The sequence below is a fragment of the Halomonas halodenitrificans DSM 735 genome, from assembly GCF_000620045.1.
Taxonomy (GTDB): Bacteria; Pseudomonadota; Gammaproteobacteria; order Pseudomonadales; family Halomonadaceae; genus Halomonas; species Halomonas halodenitrificans.
This window is the reverse complement of record NZ_JHVH01000003.1, coordinates 46,597-61,936: the sequence shown is the minus strand read 5'-3', so window position 1 is coordinate 61,936 and position 15,340 is coordinate 46,597. Positions and strand designations below refer to the sequence as shown.

The following is a 15,340-nucleotide window of genomic DNA, read 5'->3' as shown; positions in this document are numbered from 1 at the left end:
CCACCCAGCTCCGACGACCGCCCAGACAAGGACCGAGCTCCGCATGTCGTATCGATTGCCGCGCCTTCGCTCTCTTGCCCCCTACCTGCTGCCTGTTCTGGTCGGGGCCCTGCTCGCCGTGGCACTGCTCAATGCGTTCCCGCAGCTATCCGGACGTCAAGCGCCCGACTCGTCGGCAAACGCCCCCACTGCGGTCCAACGCGAACCCCTGGCGGTTTCCCCCGACGTGATGGAGTCTCGCGACACCATCGAGCGCCCAGCACCGGAGCTGCAAGAGGCGCCACCACTCTCCCGGGAACAGGGCCCCGCCAGCTACGCCGCCGCGGTGGAGCGCGCCGCCCCTGCCGTCGTCAATATCTACTCGTCTCGAGTCGTCGACAGCGACCAGCACCCGCTGATGTCGGACCCCTTCTTCCGCCAGTTCTTCGGCGATGACATGCCGGCCCGCCAGCGGATGCTCTCGAGCCTCGGTTCGGGGGTCATCGTCAGTGACGAGGGCTATGTGCTGACCAACCATCATGTCATCAGCGGCGCCGACCAGATTCAGGTTGCCCTGCGCGACGGCCGCGAAACCCTGGCCAAGGTCATCGGCACCGACCCGGAGAGTGACCTCGCCGTGCTGCGCATCGAGCTCGATGAGTTGCCGGTCATCGAGCTGGCAGACTCCACCCAGGTGGCCATCGGCGATGTCGCCCTGGCCATCGGCAACCCTTTCGGCGTCGGCCAGACCGTCACCATGGGCATCATCAGCGCCACCGGACGCAGCCACCTGGGGCTCAACGCCTACGAGGACTTCATCCAGACCGACGCCGCCATCAACCCCGGCAACTCAGGGGGCGCACTGATCAGCCCCGAAGGCGCCATGGTCGGGATCAATACCGCCATCTTTTCACGCTCCGGCGGCTCCCAGGGCGTCGGCTTCGCCATCCCCGCCAACCTGGCGCGCAATATCCTCGAGGAGCTGGTCACCCAGGGGCGGGTGATCCGCGGCTGGCTGGGGGTGGAAGCCCAGGAGCTCAACCCCGAACTCGCCGCTTCCTTCGGCCTCCAGGCACTGCGTGGCGTCATCATCGCCGGCGTCGTGCCGGGGGGACCGGCCGATCAAGCCGGCCTGCGGCCCGGCGACGTGCTGCTCTCGATCGATGGCCGCCAGATCCTCGATGCCCGGGAGACGATGTCCGATATCGCGGCGGTGGAGCCCGGCGACAGCCTGCCCCTCACCGTGGTTCGCGGGGGCAAGGAACTGGAGCTGGTAGTCGAGGTCGGCGAGCGCCCCTCCCCCGAACTCCAGAGTCCCGAATAGCGGCTCCTGTCACGCCTTGATACGGTACTCGGCGCTGCGCGCGTGGGCCGTCAGTGACTCGCCGCGGGCCAGCACCGATGCCACCCTGCCCAGGGTCGACGCCCCGTCATCCGAGCAGTTGATGATCGATGAGCGCTTCTGGAAGTCATAGACACCCAGGGGCGACGAGAAGCGCGCGGTTCCCGAAGTGGGCAGGACGTGGTTGGGCCCGGCACAGTAATCACCCAGCGCCTCGGCGGTATAGCGCCCCATGAAGATGGCGCCGGCGTGGCGTACCTCGGGCAGCCACTCCTCTGGGCCGGCCACGGAAAGTTCGAGATGCTCGGGGGCGATGCGGTTGATCAGCGTGATCGCCTCGGCTCGATCGCGGCAACGGATCAGCGCCCCCCGCCGAGAGAGCGATTCCCGCACGATCTCATGACGCTCCAGGGTCGGAAGCAGCCGGTCGATGGCCGCCTCCACGGCATCCAGGTGCTCGTCGTTCCAGCCGACCAGAATGGCCTGGGCATCCTCGTCATGCTCGGCCTGGGAAAAGAGGTCCATGGCCAGCCAGTCGGGGTCTGTCTCGCCATCCGACACCACCAGGATCTCCGAAGGCCCGGCGATCATGTCGATGCCTACCTGCCCGAAGACCGCCCGCTTGGCGGTCGCCACGTAGATATTGCCCGGCCCGACGATCTTGTCGACCCGCGGCACTGTCTCGGTACCGTAGGCCAGGGCGGCGATGGCCTGGGCGCCGCCCACCGTGAACACCCTGTCGACCCCGGCAAGGTGGGCGGCGGCCAGTACCAGCTCGTTGAGCACGCCATCCGGCGTGGGCACCACCATGATGATCTCGCGGACACCGGCCACATGAGCGGGAATCGCATTCATCAGCACCGACGAGGGATAGGCCGCCTTGCCCCCCGGCACATAGATGCCGGCACGATCCAGCGGCATGACCTGCTGGCCGAGGACGGTGCCGTCCTTCTCGGTATATTGCCAGGACTCGGGCTTCTGACGCTGGTGGTATAGCCGAATGCGCTCGGCCGCCTGGGCCAGCGCCTCGCGCTGCTCGACGGGCAGCTCTTCATAGGCGCGGCGCAGGCGAGGCGCCGTCAGGGTCAACTCCACCATGCTCGCCGCCGAGAGGCGATCGAAGCGGTTGCTGGCCTCCACCAGGGCCGCATCGCCACGTCCCTTGACCGCCTCGAGGATCTCGCTGACGCGCGCCTGAACCTCACCATCCGAGACCCCTTCCCAGGCCAGCAGATGATCAAGCCGCGCCGCAAAATCGGCATCGGTCGTGGCGAGGCGGGAGATTCCGGAAGAGGCGTTGGTCTCGGTCATGGCTGCATCTCTATGGTGTCGGGCCTGTTGGTATCGGGCCTGTTGGTATCGGGCTGGTCGAGTCTGTCGGCAGGCACCTCAGTCGGCACACGGCTCAGCCGGCAACGCCTTCACGGCGAGCGGCGACCGCTTGCTCGAGGCGCTCGAGCAGCGGCTTGATGCGCGCATGCTTCATGGTCATTGCCGCCTTGTTGACCACCAGGCGGGTGGAGATAGACGCAATCAGCTCACCAGGCTCCATCCCGTTGGCACGCAGGGTGTTACCGGTATCGACGATATCCACGATCTCGTCGGCCAGGTTCATCAACGGCGCCAGCTCCATGGCGCCGTAAAGCTTGATGACCTCGGCCTGGATGCCCTGTTGGGCATACCAGCGCCGGGCGATATTGACGAACTTGGTGGCCACCCGACGCCTGGCGAGTGCCGGCTCGGCGCCGCGAACTCCTGCGGTCATCAGCTTGCAGCGGGCGATCTCGAGGTCCAACGGCTCATAGAGCCCCTCGGCGCCATGCTCGAGAAGCACATCCTTGCCCGCCACCCCCAGGTCGGCGGCCCCCAGCTGCACATAGGTCGGCACATCCGTGGCCCGAATGACCACCAGCTTGACATCGGGCAGGTTGGTGTCGAACAGCAGCTTGCGGCTCTTGCCCAGGTCCTCTAGCGGCTCGACGCCGGCATCGGCCAGCAGCGGCAGGGTCTCGTCGAGGATACGGCCCTTGGAAAGGGCCACGATCAGTTGTTTGCTCATGCTTTCGCCTTGGTCATCTCATTGATCAAGATAGAGGCTAGCCCGGCACACGACGGATGCGTGCGCCCAGCAGTTGCAGCTTCTCCTCGATGCACTCATAGCCGCGATCGATATGATAGATGCGGTCGACCAGGGTTTCCCCCTCGGCCATCATTGCCACGATCACCAGCGACGCGGAAGCACGCAGATCGGTGGCCATCACCGGGGCACCGGAGAGCCGTTCGACCCCCTCGATCACCGCGGTATTGCCCTCCAGGGCGATCTGCGCCCCCATGCGATTGAGCTCCTGGACGTGCATGAAGCGGTTCTCGAAGATGGTTTCCACCACCCGGGAACTGCCCTCGGCCACCGCGTTCATGGCCACGAACTGGGCCTGCATATCGGTCGGAAAGGCCGGGTAGGGGGCGGTACGAATATTCACCGGCCGCGGGCGCTTGCCGTGCATGTCCAAGGCAATCCAGTCATCGCCGGTGGTGATCTCGGCACCGGCCTCCTCGAGCTTGGCCAGCACCGCCTCGAGAATGTCGGCACGGGTACGACGCACCTTGACGCGCCCCCGCGACAATGCCGCGGCAACCAGGAAGGTCCCGGTCTCGATGCGGTCGGGCATCACGTCATGGTAGGCGCCATGCAGGCGCGGCACGCCCTCGACGGTAATGGTGTCGGTGCCGTGGCCACGAACATTGGCCCCCATCTTGATCAGCAGCTCCGCCAGGTCGACCACCTCGGGCTCCCGGGCGGCGTTCTCGAGCACCGTGGTGCCGTCGGCCAGGGCCGCCGCCATCAGCAGGTTCTCGGTGCCGGTGACGGTAACGGTATCGAAGAAGATGGTCGCCCCCTTCAGCCTGCCGTCCACGCGGGCGCGAATATAACCGCCCTCGACGCGAACTTCCGCCCCCATGGCTTCCAGGCCGCGCAGGTGCAGGTCCACCGGGCGCGAGCCGATGGCGCAGCCCCCCGGCAGGGACACATCGGCGTGGCCGAAGTGAGCCAGCAGCGGCCCCAGCACCAGAATGGAGGCACGCATCTTCTTGACCAGCTCGTAGGGCGCATCACAGTGCGCCACCTGGGCTCCATCGAGCTGAATGGTCATCTTCTCGCCCATCACCGGTTCCACCCCGAGATGGCCGAGCAGCTCCAGGGTCGTCGTGATGTCCTGCAGATGCGGTAGATTACCGATGGTGACCGGCTCGTCGGCCAGCAGGCAGGCGCAGAGAATAGGCAGGGCGGCATTCTTGGCGCCACTGGCCCAGACCTCGCCGTCGACCGGCCCATTGCCGGTAATGATCAACTTGTCCATGGGGGCTGGGGTCTCAGGCGCCGGAATTCTCCGGCGCACCTTGCCACTGCGCCGGGGTATAGGTCTTGATGCTTACTGCATGCAGCGCGCCGGATGCGATCTCGTCGGACAGCGCGCCATAGATCAACTGCTGACGCTTCACCGGTGACAGCCCCGCAAAGCGTTCGCCCACGGCGACCACCTGGAAGTTGCAGCCCTCGCCCTGAATATGGAACTCGCAGTCATCGATACGCGACTCGAGCAGCCCCTTGACGTCATTGGGTTGCATGGTCAGGCACTCCTTATGTAGTACTGAATGTCGTACTGAAACGGTGATCAACGTCGGGGTCGACGACGGATGCGCCTCCTGTCGACGGCCGACATGGAGACCCCATGGTAATGAAAAGCCTCCCGCTTGGCGATCGCCCCGCCAGCCGAGCTAGTCGCCCGCCGCCTCGAGGGGGAGCAGGCGCTCGAGACCGGCCAGATCGGTCAGGGGTGTCAGCGCCGGAGAGAGGGACACCCGCTCGAGGGTCAGCCCGGCACGCCGGGCCGCGCGGGCCCACTCCAGCAACACCGAGAGTGCCGCCGTACTCACGTCCGCGACACCGCTCAGATCAAAGCTGACGACCTCCCCCGACGGGTGCTCCGCGAGCCAGCGACTCCCTGCATCGGCGAGCTCGGCAGCACGGTCAAAGCCTACCTTACCGGAAACCATCAGGCATTGAGCAGCGGCCTCCAGGCGGAGGCCATCACGCCTAAGCAGCTGGCTCATGCCCCCTGCTCCAACTCATCGACGCCGACATCGGGCGACCAGCCATCGATGACGGCATCATAGTCACGCCCATGGTTGCGCATCGCCTGGTCGAACTGGTTGCGGAAAGTCAGCCCCAGATTGATGCCATTCACGATGACGTTGACCACACGCCAATCACCATCGGCGAGACGCAGCGAGTAGCTCACCGGATAAACGGTACCGTCCTTGGCTACCACTTCCATATCGACACTGGCCTGGTCTTCATGGCGTCTCTCTCGCTGACCATCGAGCACGCGCAGTTCACGGTAGTCGAAGGTGACCAGTCCCTTGGCATAGGTATCGATCAGGGTCTGGCGGAAGGTATCGACGAAACGCGAGCGCTGCCGGGGCGTGGCATTGGCGAAGTAACGCCCCATCACGCTGGCCCCGATATAACGGAAATCGGCAATATTTTCGAGGCTGTCATCCACGAGCGCCTCGAGTTCGGGCATGTTCTGGGCGAAGTGATCGCGCCGGCCCTCGATCTTGCCGGTCAACGTTTCGACGCTGTGGCGAATCACCTCGTCGGGGCTGCGCTCGGGCGCCGCCTGGACGGTCAGACTGATCATCAGGCTCAGCACCAGGGTCACCAGGGCCAGTGGAATACGGTTCATGGCAACGTCTCCATGTCGGAATCAGTAAGAGGCAGACAGCACCAGACGGCCAGCGTCTTAGTCGCTGACCATGTTTGACACAAATTGCTGAATGAGTTCTTCGAGTACCAGGGCCGACTGGGTATCCCGGAGGGTATCGCCATCGGCCAGAGGCTCGGGATCACCGCCCACGGTAAGCCCCACATACTGCTCGCCGAGGAGCCCCGAGGTCAGAATCGACGCCGTGGTATCCCGGGACAGCTGCCCTTCCAGCTCGTCATCGATCTCGAGGACGACTCGGGCATCGTACCAGTCGGTATCGAGCTCGATAGCCACCACTCGCCCGACGGTAACACCGGCCATGGTCACTCGCGCCCGCGACTTCAGGCCACCGATATTGGCGAAGTTGGCCTCCAGGCGAAAGGTATCGCTGGGCGCCTGCATTGTCATGCCACTGACCCGCAGGCCAAGAAATACCATGCCGAGGATGCCGGCGAGCATGAACAGCCCCACCCCCAGCTCCATGGTTTTACTGCGCTTCATCTAGAATCTCCACACATCTGGGCAATCGCTTGCCGCTCAGGCGAGACCGCCGAACATCACGGCGGTCAGCACGAAATCGAGGCCAAGCACGGCCAGCGAGGAATAAACCACGGTACGGGTGGTGGCCCGCGAGATACCTTCCGACGTCGGCACCAGGTCATAGCCCTGGAATACGGCAATCCAGGTCACCACCAGGGCGAACACGAGACTCTTGATGATGCCGTTCCCCACGTCATCGACGAAGTCAACGCTGGCCTGCATGTTGGACCAGTAAGAGCCCTCGAAGACCCCCAGCCAGTCGACTCCCACCAGATAGCCACCGTAGATGCCGACGACGCCGAACCCCACCGTCAGCAGGGGGAGAGCCACGAAGCCTGCCCATAGCCGCGGCGCCACCACTCGACGCAGCGGATCAACGCCGATCATCTCCATGCTGGTCAACTGCTCGGTAGCCTTCATCAGCCCGATTTCGGCGGTGAGCGCCGATCCGGCACGCCCGGCAAACAACAGTGCCGCCACCACCGGGGCCAGCTCTCGCAGCAGGGAGAGTGCCACCATCTGCCCCAACGCATCCTCGGCACCGAAATCGACCAGAATGGTATAGCCCTGCAGCGACAATACCATGCCGATGAAGAGCCCCGAGACGAGCACGATGGCCAATGACAGCACGCCGATGAAGTGCATCTGGCGCAGCCAGAGGTAGAGCCCTTCGCGACTCGGCATCCCCATGGCGGACTGCATCAGGAAGATGCTGGCCCGCCCCAGAGACTCGAGCAGATCACAACCCCGGCCTCCCAGGCGACGAATTCGCTGGATCATCGTGGGTCTCCGGTACTTAGCATATCGCTGACGAAGTCCATGGCCGGATAATGAAACGGCACGGGGCCATCCGGCTCGCCGTGGACAAACTGGCTGACTCGAGGGTCCTGATCCACATCGAGGCTCTCCGGCGTGCCATGGGCCATCACCCGGCCATCGGCGATGACGTAGACGTAATCGGCGATGGACAGGGTTTCCTTGATATCGTGGGAGACCACGATGGACGTCAGCCCCAGGGCCTGGTTAAGGCGCTTGATCAGCTGTACCAGCACGCCCATGGAGATCGGATCCTGACCGACGAACGGCTCGTCATAGAGGATCAGCTCGGGATCCAGGGCAACGGCCCTGGCGAGCGCCACCCGGCGTGCCATGCCACCGGAAAGCTCCGAGGGCATCAGCCCCCGGGCGCCACGCAGGCCCACCGCCTCGAGTTTCATCAGTACCAGGTCACGGACCATGGCCTCGGGCAGATCGGTATGCACTCGCAGCGGGAAAGCCACATTCTCGAAGACGCTCAAATCCGAGAACAGTGCCCCGCTCTGGAAGAGCATGCCCATGCGCCGACGCATGGTGAAGAGGGCCCGCCGGGATTGGCGGTGCACGTCCTGGCCGTCGATCAGCACTCGTCCCGCATCCGGAGTGAGCTGGCCGCCGATCAGCTTGAGCAAGGTGGTCTTGCCGCTACCGCTGGGGCCCATGATGGCGGTAACGCCACCACGCTGGATCGTCATATCGACGCCGCGAAAAATTTCCTTGTCGCCACGCACGAAATGCAGCCCCTCCACCGCCACGAAGGGAGTGTCACTCATCGGCTCAACCATACCTGTAAAATTAACGAACATCGTATCCTAACCACCCCACCAGGTACCAGCCCGCCGCCGTCCATGGGTTGCACCCTATCCGGTCAACACGTTTAATAGCGGCCTTTCCGACACTGACCGCCTGAGTGAGTCGTCCCATGCTGTTACCCCTTATTGCCGTACTGCTCGGTCTTGTCGCCCTGCTGTGGAGCGCCGACCACTTCGTCGGCGCGGCCGCCGCCACGGCGCGCCGCGCAGGCATGAGCACCATGCTGGTCGGCATGACCATCGTCGCCCTGGGCACCTCGGCGCCGGAGATCGTGGTATCGCTGATGGCCTCTCTCGACGGCATTCCCGACCTGGCCACCGGCAATGCCCTGGGATCCAACATCGCCAATATCGGTCTGGTGCTGGGCATCACCGCAGTCGTCGTGCCGATCCCGGTACGCTTTTCCATGGTGCGCCGGGAGCTGCCCCTGCTGCTGGGCGCCACCGGCCTCGCCGGATATACCCTGGCCAATGGCCACCTGGGCCGCCTGGACGCCGCCCTGCTTATCGCCTTGCTGGTATTCAGCCTGTGGTGGCTGTTTCGCGCCGACACCCCGGACGCCGAAGAGGCCGTAGCAGGCGACATCCCGGACATGCTGCTGCCTCGCGCCCTGCTGTGGCTGGTGGTAACGCTCGCCGTGATGGTGGCCGGCTCTCGCGGACTGGTATGGGGGGCCAGCGAGATCGCCCGCGGCATGGGAATCAGCGAGCTGACCATCGGCCTGACCATCGTGGCCATCGGCACCAGCCTTCCCGAATTGACGGCCTGTGTGGCCAGCGCCCTCAGGCGCCATCATGACCTGGCCATCGGCAACGTGATCGGCTCCAACCTCTTTAATCTTCTGGCCGTGCTGCCGGTGCCCGGACTGCTTGCGCCGGGAGCGATTGATTCCGCCGCCGGCGAGCGCGACTACCCCGTGCTGCTGCTGCTCACCCTGGCCCTGGGCGCCATGCTGCTCTGGCACCGCCGCAATCATCTCGGCCGACTCCCGGGAATGGCCCTGGCCGCTGCCTATGCCGGCTACCTGGCCTGGCTCGGCATGACCAGCCTGGGCAGCGGCGCTTGAGTCGAGACTCGCAACAGGCAACAATCGACGCCATGACATCCGATACTCCTTCGGCCGGCTCGGCCCTTCGTGACAGTGCCCGACGCACCCTGCGCCTCGAGCAACACGCCATCGGCGCGCTGGTGGCGCGCCTCGACGACGCCTTCGACCGCGCCTGCGAGCTGGCCCTGGCCTGCCGCGGCCGCCTGGTGGTGACCGGCATGGGCAAGTCCGGCCATGTCGCGGGCAAGATCGCCGCCACACTTGCCAGCACCGGCACACCGGCCTTCTTCGTTCATCCCGGCGAGGCCAGCCACGGCGACCTGGGCATGATCACCCCCGGCGACGTCGTGCTGGCACTCTCCAACTCCGGAGAAACCGCCGAGGTGACGGCCCTGCTGCCACTGCTCAAGCGCATGAAGGTCCCCCTCATCAGCATGACCGGGCGCCCCACCTCGAGCCTGGCACGCCACGCCGAGGCACACCTCGACACCGGCGTCGAGCGCGAGGCCTGCCCCCTCGATCTGGCGCCGACGGCGTCGACCACCGCCGCCCTGGCCATGGGCGATGCCCTGGCCGTGGCCCTGCTCGAGTCGCGGGGCTTCACCGCCGAGGATTTCGCCCTCTCCCACCCCGGCGGCAGCCTGGGCAAGCGCCTGCTCCTCCGAGTCAGCGACCTCATGCACAGCGGCAGCAGACTGCCCCGGGTGCCTCTGGGAAGCCCGCTTCGCGATGCCCTGCTGGAAATCACTCGCCAGGGCCTCGGTTTCACCTGCGTGGTGGCACCCGACGGCCGCCTCGCCGGGGTCTATACCGACGGCGACCTGCGCCGCACCCTGGACCAGCATAGTGACCTCAGCGGCCTGGTCGTGGACGACGTGATGACCTGCCCAGGCAAGCGAACCTCTCCGGAGACCCTCGCCGCCGAAGCGGTAAGCCTGATGGAAGACCACCGCATCTCTGCCCTGGCCGTGGCCGACACCGAAGGCCGCCCGGTGGGCGCCCTGCATATGCACGACCTGCTCGCCAGCGGCGTGATCTGATCTCAACAACGAGGAGCCCTCCATGCCCCACACCTCGCCCCTTCAGGACCCCCAGCTCAACGCCCGCCTGCGCCGGATTCGCCTGCTCGCACTGGACGTCGACGGCGTACTCACCGATGGCCAGCTCTACTTTCAGGCCGACGGCATCGAGATCAAGGCGTTCAACGTTCAGGACGGCCACGGGCTGAAGCTGCTCAAGCGGGCCGGGATCCAGGTAGCGCTGATCACCGGCCGCGAGTCGCCCACGGTCACTCACCGCGCGGCCGCCCTGGGCATTTCCCATGTCTTTCAGGGTATCGAGAAGAAGCTGCCGGTCCTGCGGGAACTCACCTCACGCCTGGGGCTGGAGTTCGACCAGGTGGCCTACTGCGGCGATGACATGCCCGATGTCGGCGCCATTCGCCGCGCCGCCGTAGGCATCAGCGTGCCCAACGCCCCGACCTATATCCAGAAGCACGCGGACTGGGTCACCGAGCGAGGCGGTGGCCAGGGCGCTGTTCGAGAGATCGCCGACACCCTGCTGCGCTCCCAGGGCCACTGGGACGCGGTCGTCGATACCTACCTGCACGGGGCCGGCTGATATCATGGCACTGCCGCGCCCCGGTTTTCGTACCTGGCTGGCTCTGCTGCTGCTGGCACTGGGCGCAGGCCTGGCGCTGCTTGACCTCCATGAATCCGGCACCCCCGGACAGGCGCCGGGCGCCACCGTTGGCGAGCCCGACTTCTATCTCGAGTCCGCCCGCCTCACCCGCTATGACGCCGAGGGACGCCCTCACCAGCGGGTGACCACACCACGCCTGACGCATACCCCCGAGGATGATGTGACGCGCCTGGAGGCACCACGCATCAGGCTCCATGATGATGCCGGGCGACTCTGGCTCGCCGAGGCCGACAAGGGAACCCTGGGGCCCGGCGGCAACCCGCTGAGCCTCGATGGCAACGCCCGCCTGGACGCCCCCGCCGAGCGCTGGGAGCTCGAGACCCAGGCGCTGCACTACGATGCCGACACCGGCCACGCCTGGAGCACGACCCCTGCCACGCTGCGCCAGCCGCCCCAGCGCATGAGTGGCGATCGCTTCGACGCCTGGCTCAATGACAACCGAGCACGCCTGACCGACAATGTTCGTGGCCACCACCCGCCCGAGACACTCGAGGAGTCTTCTCCATGAAGCGCCCCCACCTTCCCCGCCTCGCCTGTGGACTCCTGCTGGCACTGCTGGCGGTCGCCCCGGCGAGCCAGGCCCAGGACTCGTCTCAACAACAGGATGCCAACGCCCCCATCCTGGTGGAGGCGGATCGCCTCGACCTCGATGATCGCGCCGGCACCGCCGTCTATACCGGCAATGTGGATATCCGCCAGGGCAGCATGCGCCTGACCGGCAACCGCGTCGAGATACGACGCAATGCCGCCGGCGAGCTTTCCCTGGCGACCGCAACCGGCGACCGCGCCTACCTGGAACAGCAACCCGACCCCGCCGAGCCGGTCATCAAGGGCTGGGGGCGCACCATCGTCTACCATGTGGCCGAGCGACGCGTGGAGCTGATCGACCGCGCCGAACTCCATCAGGGAGGCGACACCTTCGAGGGCGGCTACCTGGAGTACTTCCTCGATCGCCGCGTGGTCCAGGCCCGCGCCGATGCCGAGGGCGTCGAAGGCAGCCAGCGCATCCGCATGACCCTCCAGCCAGAGCAACAGTAGGGGAGCCATGAAGACCCTTCACGCCCGCCACCTCGCCAAGAGCTACAAGCGACGCCGCGTGGTCCAGGACATCGGCCTGTCGATCCGCCAAGGCAGCATCGTCGGCCTCCTGGGCCCCAACGGCGCCGGCAAGACCACCTCCTTCTACATGATCGTGGGGCTGGTGCGCGCCGACGCCGGCTCGGTGTCCATCGACGAGCAGGACCTCTCCAATGCCGCCATGCACGAGAGAGCCCGGGCGGGAATCGGCTACCTGCCCCAGGAGGCATCGATCTTTCGCAAGCTGTCGGTGGCCGACAACATCATGGCGATTCTCGAGACCCGTCGCGACCTCGACCGTAACGGCCGTCGAGCGAGACTCGAACAGCTGCTCGAGGAGTTCCATGTCACCCATATCCGTGACAACCCGGGGATGAGCCTCTCCGGCGGCGAACGCCGCCGGGTGGAGATCGCCAGGGCCCTGGCAACCGAGCCCGCCTTCATCCTCCTCGACGAACCTTTCGCCGGGGTCGACCCGATCTCCGTGGGCGAGATCAAGGGCGTCATCCGCCAACTGAAGGCACGCGATATCGGGGTCCTGATCACCGACCACAACGTCCGCGAGACCCTCGACATCTGCGACACCGCCTACATCGTCGGCAACGGCAAGATCATCGCCGAGGGCGGCGCCGAGGCGATCCTGGCCAACCAGAAGGTCCGCGAGGTCTACCTGGGCGAGGACTTCCGACTCTGACGACCTCCGGCGGCACGACGCTTCCCTCACACTCGGATAACGTCACGAGCATCGGGATGATGCGACGTCCCTCGCCAACGGCATCGACCCTTGCCTGAATGGCATGGTCATCGCGAGAGTGGCATGATTGTTGCTTAACCCGCATTGCGCGACGTCACGCCAGAGGCTAGGGTGTGGTGTCACGCTACGCCAGGAGAACGCCCAACATGGTCATGAAGCCATCTCTGCAGCTGCGGGTCGGCACTCAGCTGACCATGACGCCTCAGCTACAACAAGCCATTGCGCTGCTGCAGCTCTCCACCCTGGACCTACGCCAGGAAGTCCAGCAGGCCGTGGAAAGCAACCCGCTGCTCGAACTCGACGACGACTTCGGCGAGCAAGCCACCCTGCAGCAGGCCGATGACGACTGGCCGAGCGAGATCCCCGAACAGCTTGCCACCGACAGCGACTGGTCAGACACCTACCAGGACCTGGGAGCACCCGCCGGCGGCGAAGGCCCCGACTTCGAACGCCAGGCAGAGGGGCAGAGCCTGCAGGGCCATCTCACCTGGCAGCTGGCAATGAGCGATCTTGGGCCACGGGAGCGACAGATCGCCGAGAGCCTGATCGATGCAGTGAGCGATGCCGGCTACCTCGCCATTCCCCTCGACGACATTCAAGACGGACTCAGGCAGCAGGGGCTGACCGACCTGCATTGCCGGGAGATGGAGCGAATACTGCAGCGCCTGCAGCAGTTCGAGCCCACCGGTATCTTCGCCCGCGACCTGAGCGAGTGCCTGCTGCTACAGCTCGCCCTCCTCCCCGATGATACGCCGTACCTGCCCCAGGCTCGGCGCCTGGCCCGCCAGTTTCTCGAAGCCCTGGCCGGCGATGACCGCCGACTGCTCAAGCGTCGCCTGGGGCTGGATGATACCGCGCTCGACGCGACCATCGCCCTGGTGCACCGCCTGGACCCGCGCCCCGGCAGCGCCTTCTCCAGCCAGTCCGATCACTATGTGATCCCCGACCTGGTGGCCTATCGTGATCACCGAGGCTGGCATGTCGAGCTCAACCCCGAGGCTCTCCCCCGCCTGCGCATTCAACCCGATTACGCGGCACTGGTCCGTCGCGCCGACAAGAGCGATGACAACCAGTTCCTCAAGGAACATCTCCAGGAGGCGCGCTGGCTGATGAAGAGCCTGACCAGCCGCAACGACACTCTGCTGAGGGTCGGTCGCGAGATCATGGCACGTCAGCTCGACTTCCTGGAGCAGGGTGAGGAAGCCATGAAGCCGCTGGTTCTGGCCGATATCGCCCAGGCGATAGAGATGCATGAATCCACCATCTCGCGGGTTACCACCCAGAAGTTCATTCACACGCCCCGCGGCGTCTTCGAGCTCAAGTTCTTCTTCTCCAGCCATGTCGGCGGGGAAGGCGAGGCCGACGCCCATTCCAGCACCGCCATCCGGGCCCGTATTCGCAAGCTGATCCAGGAAGAGCCTCCCCGCAAACCCCTATCCGACAGCCGCCTGGTCACCCTCCTCGACGAGGCCGGCATCCCGGTAGCCAGGCGGACGATCGCCAAGTATCGCGAGGCCATGGGCATCCCCTCCTCCAGTGAGCGCAAGCGACTGCGCTGACCGGAACGTTCCGGACCGTGATGCACCACCGAGCCGAAGGAGAGCCCCGGACGTACCGGTCGGCCAGGATGTCACCCCCGGGAGTCGTCAGGGGGTATGCAAGGCAGGAAAAAGGGTTACAATCGAATCACCATCAACGAGCAAGGAGCGTGTCATGCAAGTGAATATCACCGGCCATCATGTGGAACTGACCGATGCCCTGCGTGACTATGTCAACGAGAAGCTGACCCGCGTGGAGCGCCACTACGACAATATCACCACCGTGCAGGTGATCCTGTCAGTAGAGAAGGAGCGTCAGTCTGCCGCTTGCACCATGCACGCCGCCGGCGCCGACCTGCACGCCGAGGCTCAAGAAACCGACATGTATGCCGCCATCGACGCGCTCGCCGACAAGCTGGACCGACAGCTGGTGAAGCACAAGGAAAAGGCCCAGGCCCGCGCCCAGGGCGCCGGTGCCCGCTAAGTCAACGATGGCGTCTCTCGAAACCATCCTGCCCCCCGAGCGCACGCTCTTCGACGTGCCCGGGGGGAGCAAGAAACGGGTGCTGGAATTCTTCAGCACCTTTATTGCCCAGAACACGCCCAGCCTCGACAGCCAGGAAGTCTTCGCGCGGCTGATTGCCCGTGAACGACTCGGTAGTACCGGCATCGGCAATGGCGTGGCCATTCCCCATGCCCGTAGCCCCCATTGCAAGACGCCCATCGCCGGCTTTCTCAAGTTATCCGAGCCGATAGACTTCGATGCCATCGATGGCGAGCCCGTCGACCTGGTATTCGTGCTGCTGGTTCCCGAAGAAGCCGATGCCGCCCACCTGACTCTACTGGCGCAACTGGCGGGTATCATGAACGACGTCGGTACGCGCACTCGCCTGCGGCGTAGTTCGAGCCAGCGCGACCTTCACGAGAGCCTTATCGAGGCCGTTCGACGACAGGGCTGAGTGA

Annotated in this window: 19 protein-coding genes; 10 read left to right on the top strand and 9 right to left on the bottom strand. The window is 65.5% G+C overall.

Annotation, left to right across the window (positions count from 1 at the left end):
* The first annotated feature begins 43 nt into the window (after nucleotides 1-43).
* Complete coding sequence (locus Q358_RS0103900) at nucleotides 44-1,303, top strand: S1C family serine protease (protein ID WP_027960851.1); 1,260 nt, start codon at nucleotides 44-46, stop codon at nucleotides 1,301-1,303.
* A 9-nt stretch (nucleotides 1,304-1,312) separates the two neighbouring features.
* Here Q358_RS0103900 and hisD read toward each other — a convergent pair whose 3' ends face one another.
* The 9 genes from hisD to Q358_RS0103855 all read right to left on the bottom strand — a co-directional run bounded on the left by hisD (nucleotide 1,313) and on the right by Q358_RS0103855 (nucleotide 8,219).
* Entirely contained in the window at nucleotides 1,313-2,632 is a 1,320-nt protein-coding gene (gene hisD, locus Q358_RS0103895) for a histidinol dehydrogenase (protein ID WP_027960850.1), read from the bottom strand.
* A 94-nt stretch (nucleotides 2,633-2,726) separates the two neighbouring features.
* Entirely contained in the window at nucleotides 2,727-3,380 is a 654-nt protein-coding gene (hisG, locus tag Q358_RS0103890) for an ATP phosphoribosyltransferase (RefSeq protein WP_027960849.1), read from the bottom strand.
* A 37-nt stretch (nucleotides 3,381-3,417) separates the two neighbouring features.
* The gene (gene murA / locus Q358_RS0103885; RefSeq protein ID WP_027960848.1) at nucleotides 3,418-4,680 is read right to left on the bottom strand and encodes a UDP-N-acetylglucosamine 1-carboxyvinyltransferase; all 1,263 of its coding nucleotides are present in this window, start codon (nucleotides 4,678-4,680) and stop codon (nucleotides 3,418-3,420) included.
* 13 nt (nucleotides 4,681-4,693) lie between these two features.
* The gene (locus Q358_RS0103880; RefSeq protein WP_027960847.1) at nucleotides 4,694-4,948 is read right to left on the bottom strand and encodes a BolA family protein; all 255 of its coding nucleotides are present in this window, start codon (nucleotides 4,946-4,948) and stop codon (nucleotides 4,694-4,696) included.
* A 150-nt stretch (nucleotides 4,949-5,098) separates the two neighbouring features.
* Nucleotides 5,099-5,434, bottom strand: a complete 336-nt coding sequence (locus Q358_RS0103875) for an STAS domain-containing protein (protein ID WP_027960846.1) — start codon at nucleotides 5,432-5,434, stop codon at nucleotides 5,099-5,101.
* Nucleotides 5,431-6,069, bottom strand: a complete 639-nt coding sequence (locus Q358_RS0103870) for an MlaC/ttg2D family ABC transporter substrate-binding protein (protein WP_027960845.1) — start codon at nucleotides 6,067-6,069, stop codon at nucleotides 5,431-5,433. The genes Q358_RS0103875 and Q358_RS0103870 overlap by 4 nt, the downstream gene beginning before the upstream one ends.
* Before the next feature lie 57 nt (nucleotides 6,070-6,126).
* Entirely contained in the window at nucleotides 6,127-6,591 is a 465-nt protein-coding gene (mlaD, locus tag Q358_RS0103865) for an outer membrane lipid asymmetry maintenance protein MlaD (protein WP_027960844.1), read from the bottom strand.
* Nucleotides 6,592-6,627: 36 nt separating this feature from the next.
* Nucleotides 6,628-7,410, bottom strand: a complete 783-nt coding sequence (gene mlaE, locus Q358_RS0103860) for a lipid asymmetry maintenance ABC transporter permease subunit MlaE (RefSeq protein ID WP_027960843.1) — start codon at nucleotides 7,408-7,410, stop codon at nucleotides 6,628-6,630.
* Nucleotides 7,407-8,219 carry an ABC transporter ATP-binding protein gene (locus tag Q358_RS0103855; protein WP_043487621.1) on the bottom strand — a complete coding sequence of 271 codons (813 nt, stop codon included), beginning with the start codon at nucleotides 8,217-8,219 and terminating at the stop codon, nucleotides 7,407-7,409. Before Q358_RS0103855 ends, mlaE begins: the two co-directional genes overlap by 4 nt.
* 149 nt (nucleotides 8,220-8,368) lie before the next feature.
* On the opposite strand from Q358_RS0103855, the gene Q358_RS0103850 reads away from it, so the two are divergent.
* The 9 genes from Q358_RS0103850 to ptsN all read left to right on the top strand — a co-directional run bounded on the left by Q358_RS0103850 (nucleotide 8,369) and on the right by ptsN (nucleotide 15,336).
* A complete protein-coding gene (locus Q358_RS0103850) occupies nucleotides 8,369-9,325 on the top strand; it encodes a calcium/sodium antiporter (RefSeq protein ID WP_027960841.1) in 957 nt (318 codons plus the stop codon).
* A 32-nt stretch (nucleotides 9,326-9,357) separates the two neighbouring features.
* Entirely contained in the window at nucleotides 9,358-10,347 is a 990-nt protein-coding gene (locus Q358_RS0103845) for a KpsF/GutQ family sugar-phosphate isomerase (RefSeq protein WP_027960840.1), read from the top strand.
* Between the two features lie 22 nt (nucleotides 10,348-10,369).
* Nucleotides 10,370-10,927 (top strand): KdsC family phosphatase, encoded by a 558-nt coding sequence (locus Q358_RS0103840; protein WP_027960839.1) that lies wholly within the window; start codon nucleotides 10,370-10,372, stop codon nucleotides 10,925-10,927.
* 4 nt (nucleotides 10,928-10,931) lie between these two features.
* Nucleotides 10,932-11,516, top strand: a complete 585-nt coding sequence (gene lptC / locus Q358_RS0103835) for an LPS export ABC transporter periplasmic protein LptC (protein ID WP_027960838.1) — start codon at nucleotides 10,932-10,934, stop codon at nucleotides 11,514-11,516.
* Nucleotides 11,513-12,046: a lipopolysaccharide transport periplasmic protein LptA gene (gene lptA / locus Q358_RS0103830; protein ID WP_027960837.1), complete on the top strand. Its 534-nt coding sequence runs from the start codon at nucleotides 11,513-11,515 to the stop codon at nucleotides 12,044-12,046. Before lptC ends, lptA begins: the two co-directional genes overlap by 4 nt.
* Before the next feature lie 7 nt (nucleotides 12,047-12,053).
* Nucleotides 12,054-12,779, top strand: a complete 726-nt coding sequence (gene lptB, locus Q358_RS0103825) for an LPS export ABC transporter ATP-binding protein (RefSeq protein ID WP_027960836.1) — start codon at nucleotides 12,054-12,056, stop codon at nucleotides 12,777-12,779.
* A 206-nt stretch (nucleotides 12,780-12,985) separates the two neighbouring features.
* Nucleotides 12,986-14,398, top strand: a complete 1,413-nt coding sequence (locus tag Q358_RS0103820; RefSeq protein ID WP_027960835.1) for an RNA polymerase factor sigma-54 — start codon at nucleotides 12,986-12,988, stop codon at nucleotides 14,396-14,398.
* A gap of 154 nt (nucleotides 14,399-14,552) precedes the next feature.
* Nucleotides 14,553-14,861, top strand: a complete 309-nt coding sequence (hpf, locus tag Q358_RS0103815; protein ID WP_027960834.1) for a ribosome hibernation-promoting factor, HPF/YfiA family — start codon at nucleotides 14,553-14,555, stop codon at nucleotides 14,859-14,861.
* A gap of 7 nt (nucleotides 14,862-14,868) precedes the next feature.
* Entirely contained in the window at nucleotides 14,869-15,336 is a 468-nt protein-coding gene (gene ptsN, locus Q358_RS0103810) for a PTS IIA-like nitrogen regulatory protein PtsN (RefSeq protein WP_043487620.1), read from the top strand.
* The last annotated feature ends 4 nt before the right edge of the window (nucleotides 15,337-15,340 follow it).

Coding starts and splice junctions, on each gene's coding strand:
- Q358_RS0103820 (WP_027960835.1), top strand. CDS start 12,986: ATGGTCATGAAGCCATCTCTGCAGCTGCGGGTCGGCACTCAGCTGACC.
- Q358_RS0103875 (WP_027960846.1), bottom strand. CDS start 5,434: ATGAGCCAGCTGCTTAGGCGTGATGGCCTCCGCCTGGAGGCCGCTGCT.
- Q358_RS0103845 (WP_027960840.1), top strand. CDS start 9,358: ATGACATCCGATACTCCTTCGGCCGGCTCGGCCCTTCGTGACAGTGCC.
- lptA (WP_027960837.1), top strand. CDS start 11,513: ATGAAGCGCCCCCACCTTCCCCGCCTCGCCTGTGGACTCCTGCTGGCA.
- hisD (WP_027960850.1), bottom strand. CDS start 2,632: ATGACCGAGACCAACGCCTCTTCCGGAATCTCCCGCCTCGCCACGACC.
- lptC (WP_027960838.1), top strand. CDS start 10,932: ATGGCACTGCCGCGCCCCGGTTTTCGTACCTGGCTGGCTCTGCTGCTG.
- Q358_RS0103840 (WP_027960839.1), top strand. CDS start 10,370: ATGCCCCACACCTCGCCCCTTCAGGACCCCCAGCTCAACGCCCGCCTG.
- hisG (WP_027960849.1), bottom strand. CDS start 3,380: ATGAGCAAACAACTGATCGTGGCCCTTTCCAAGGGCCGTATCCTCGAC.
- murA (WP_027960848.1), bottom strand. CDS start 4,680: ATGGACAAGTTGATCATTACCGGCAATGGGCCGGTCGACGGCGAGGTC.
- lptB (WP_027960836.1), top strand. CDS start 12,054: ATGAAGACCCTTCACGCCCGCCACCTCGCCAAGAGCTACAAGCGACGC.
- Q358_RS0103850 (WP_027960841.1), top strand. CDS start 8,369: ATGCTGTTACCCCTTATTGCCGTACTGCTCGGTCTTGTCGCCCTGCTG.
- Q358_RS0103900 (WP_027960851.1), top strand. CDS start 44: ATGTCGTATCGATTGCCGCGCCTTCGCTCTCTTGCCCCCTACCTGCTG.
- hpf (WP_027960834.1), top strand. CDS start 14,553: ATGCAAGTGAATATCACCGGCCATCATGTGGAACTGACCGATGCCCTG.
- ptsN (WP_043487620.1), top strand. CDS start 14,869: ATGGCGTCTCTCGAAACCATCCTGCCCCCCGAGCGCACGCTCTTCGAC.
- Q358_RS0103855 (WP_043487621.1), bottom strand. CDS start 8,219: ATGAGTGACACTCCCTTCGTGGCGGTGGAGGGGCTGCATTTCGTGCGT.
- mlaE (WP_027960843.1), bottom strand. CDS start 7,410: ATGATCCAGCGAATTCGTCGCCTGGGAGGCCGGGGTTGTGATCTGCTC.
- Q358_RS0103870 (WP_027960845.1), bottom strand. CDS start 6,069: ATGAACCGTATTCCACTGGCCCTGGTGACCCTGGTGCTGAGCCTGATG.
- Q358_RS0103880 (WP_027960847.1), bottom strand. CDS start 4,948: ATGCAACCCAATGACGTCAAGGGGCTGCTCGAGTCGCGTATCGATGAC.
- mlaD (WP_027960844.1), bottom strand. CDS start 6,591: ATGAAGCGCAGTAAAACCATGGAGCTGGGGGTGGGGCTGTTCATGCTC.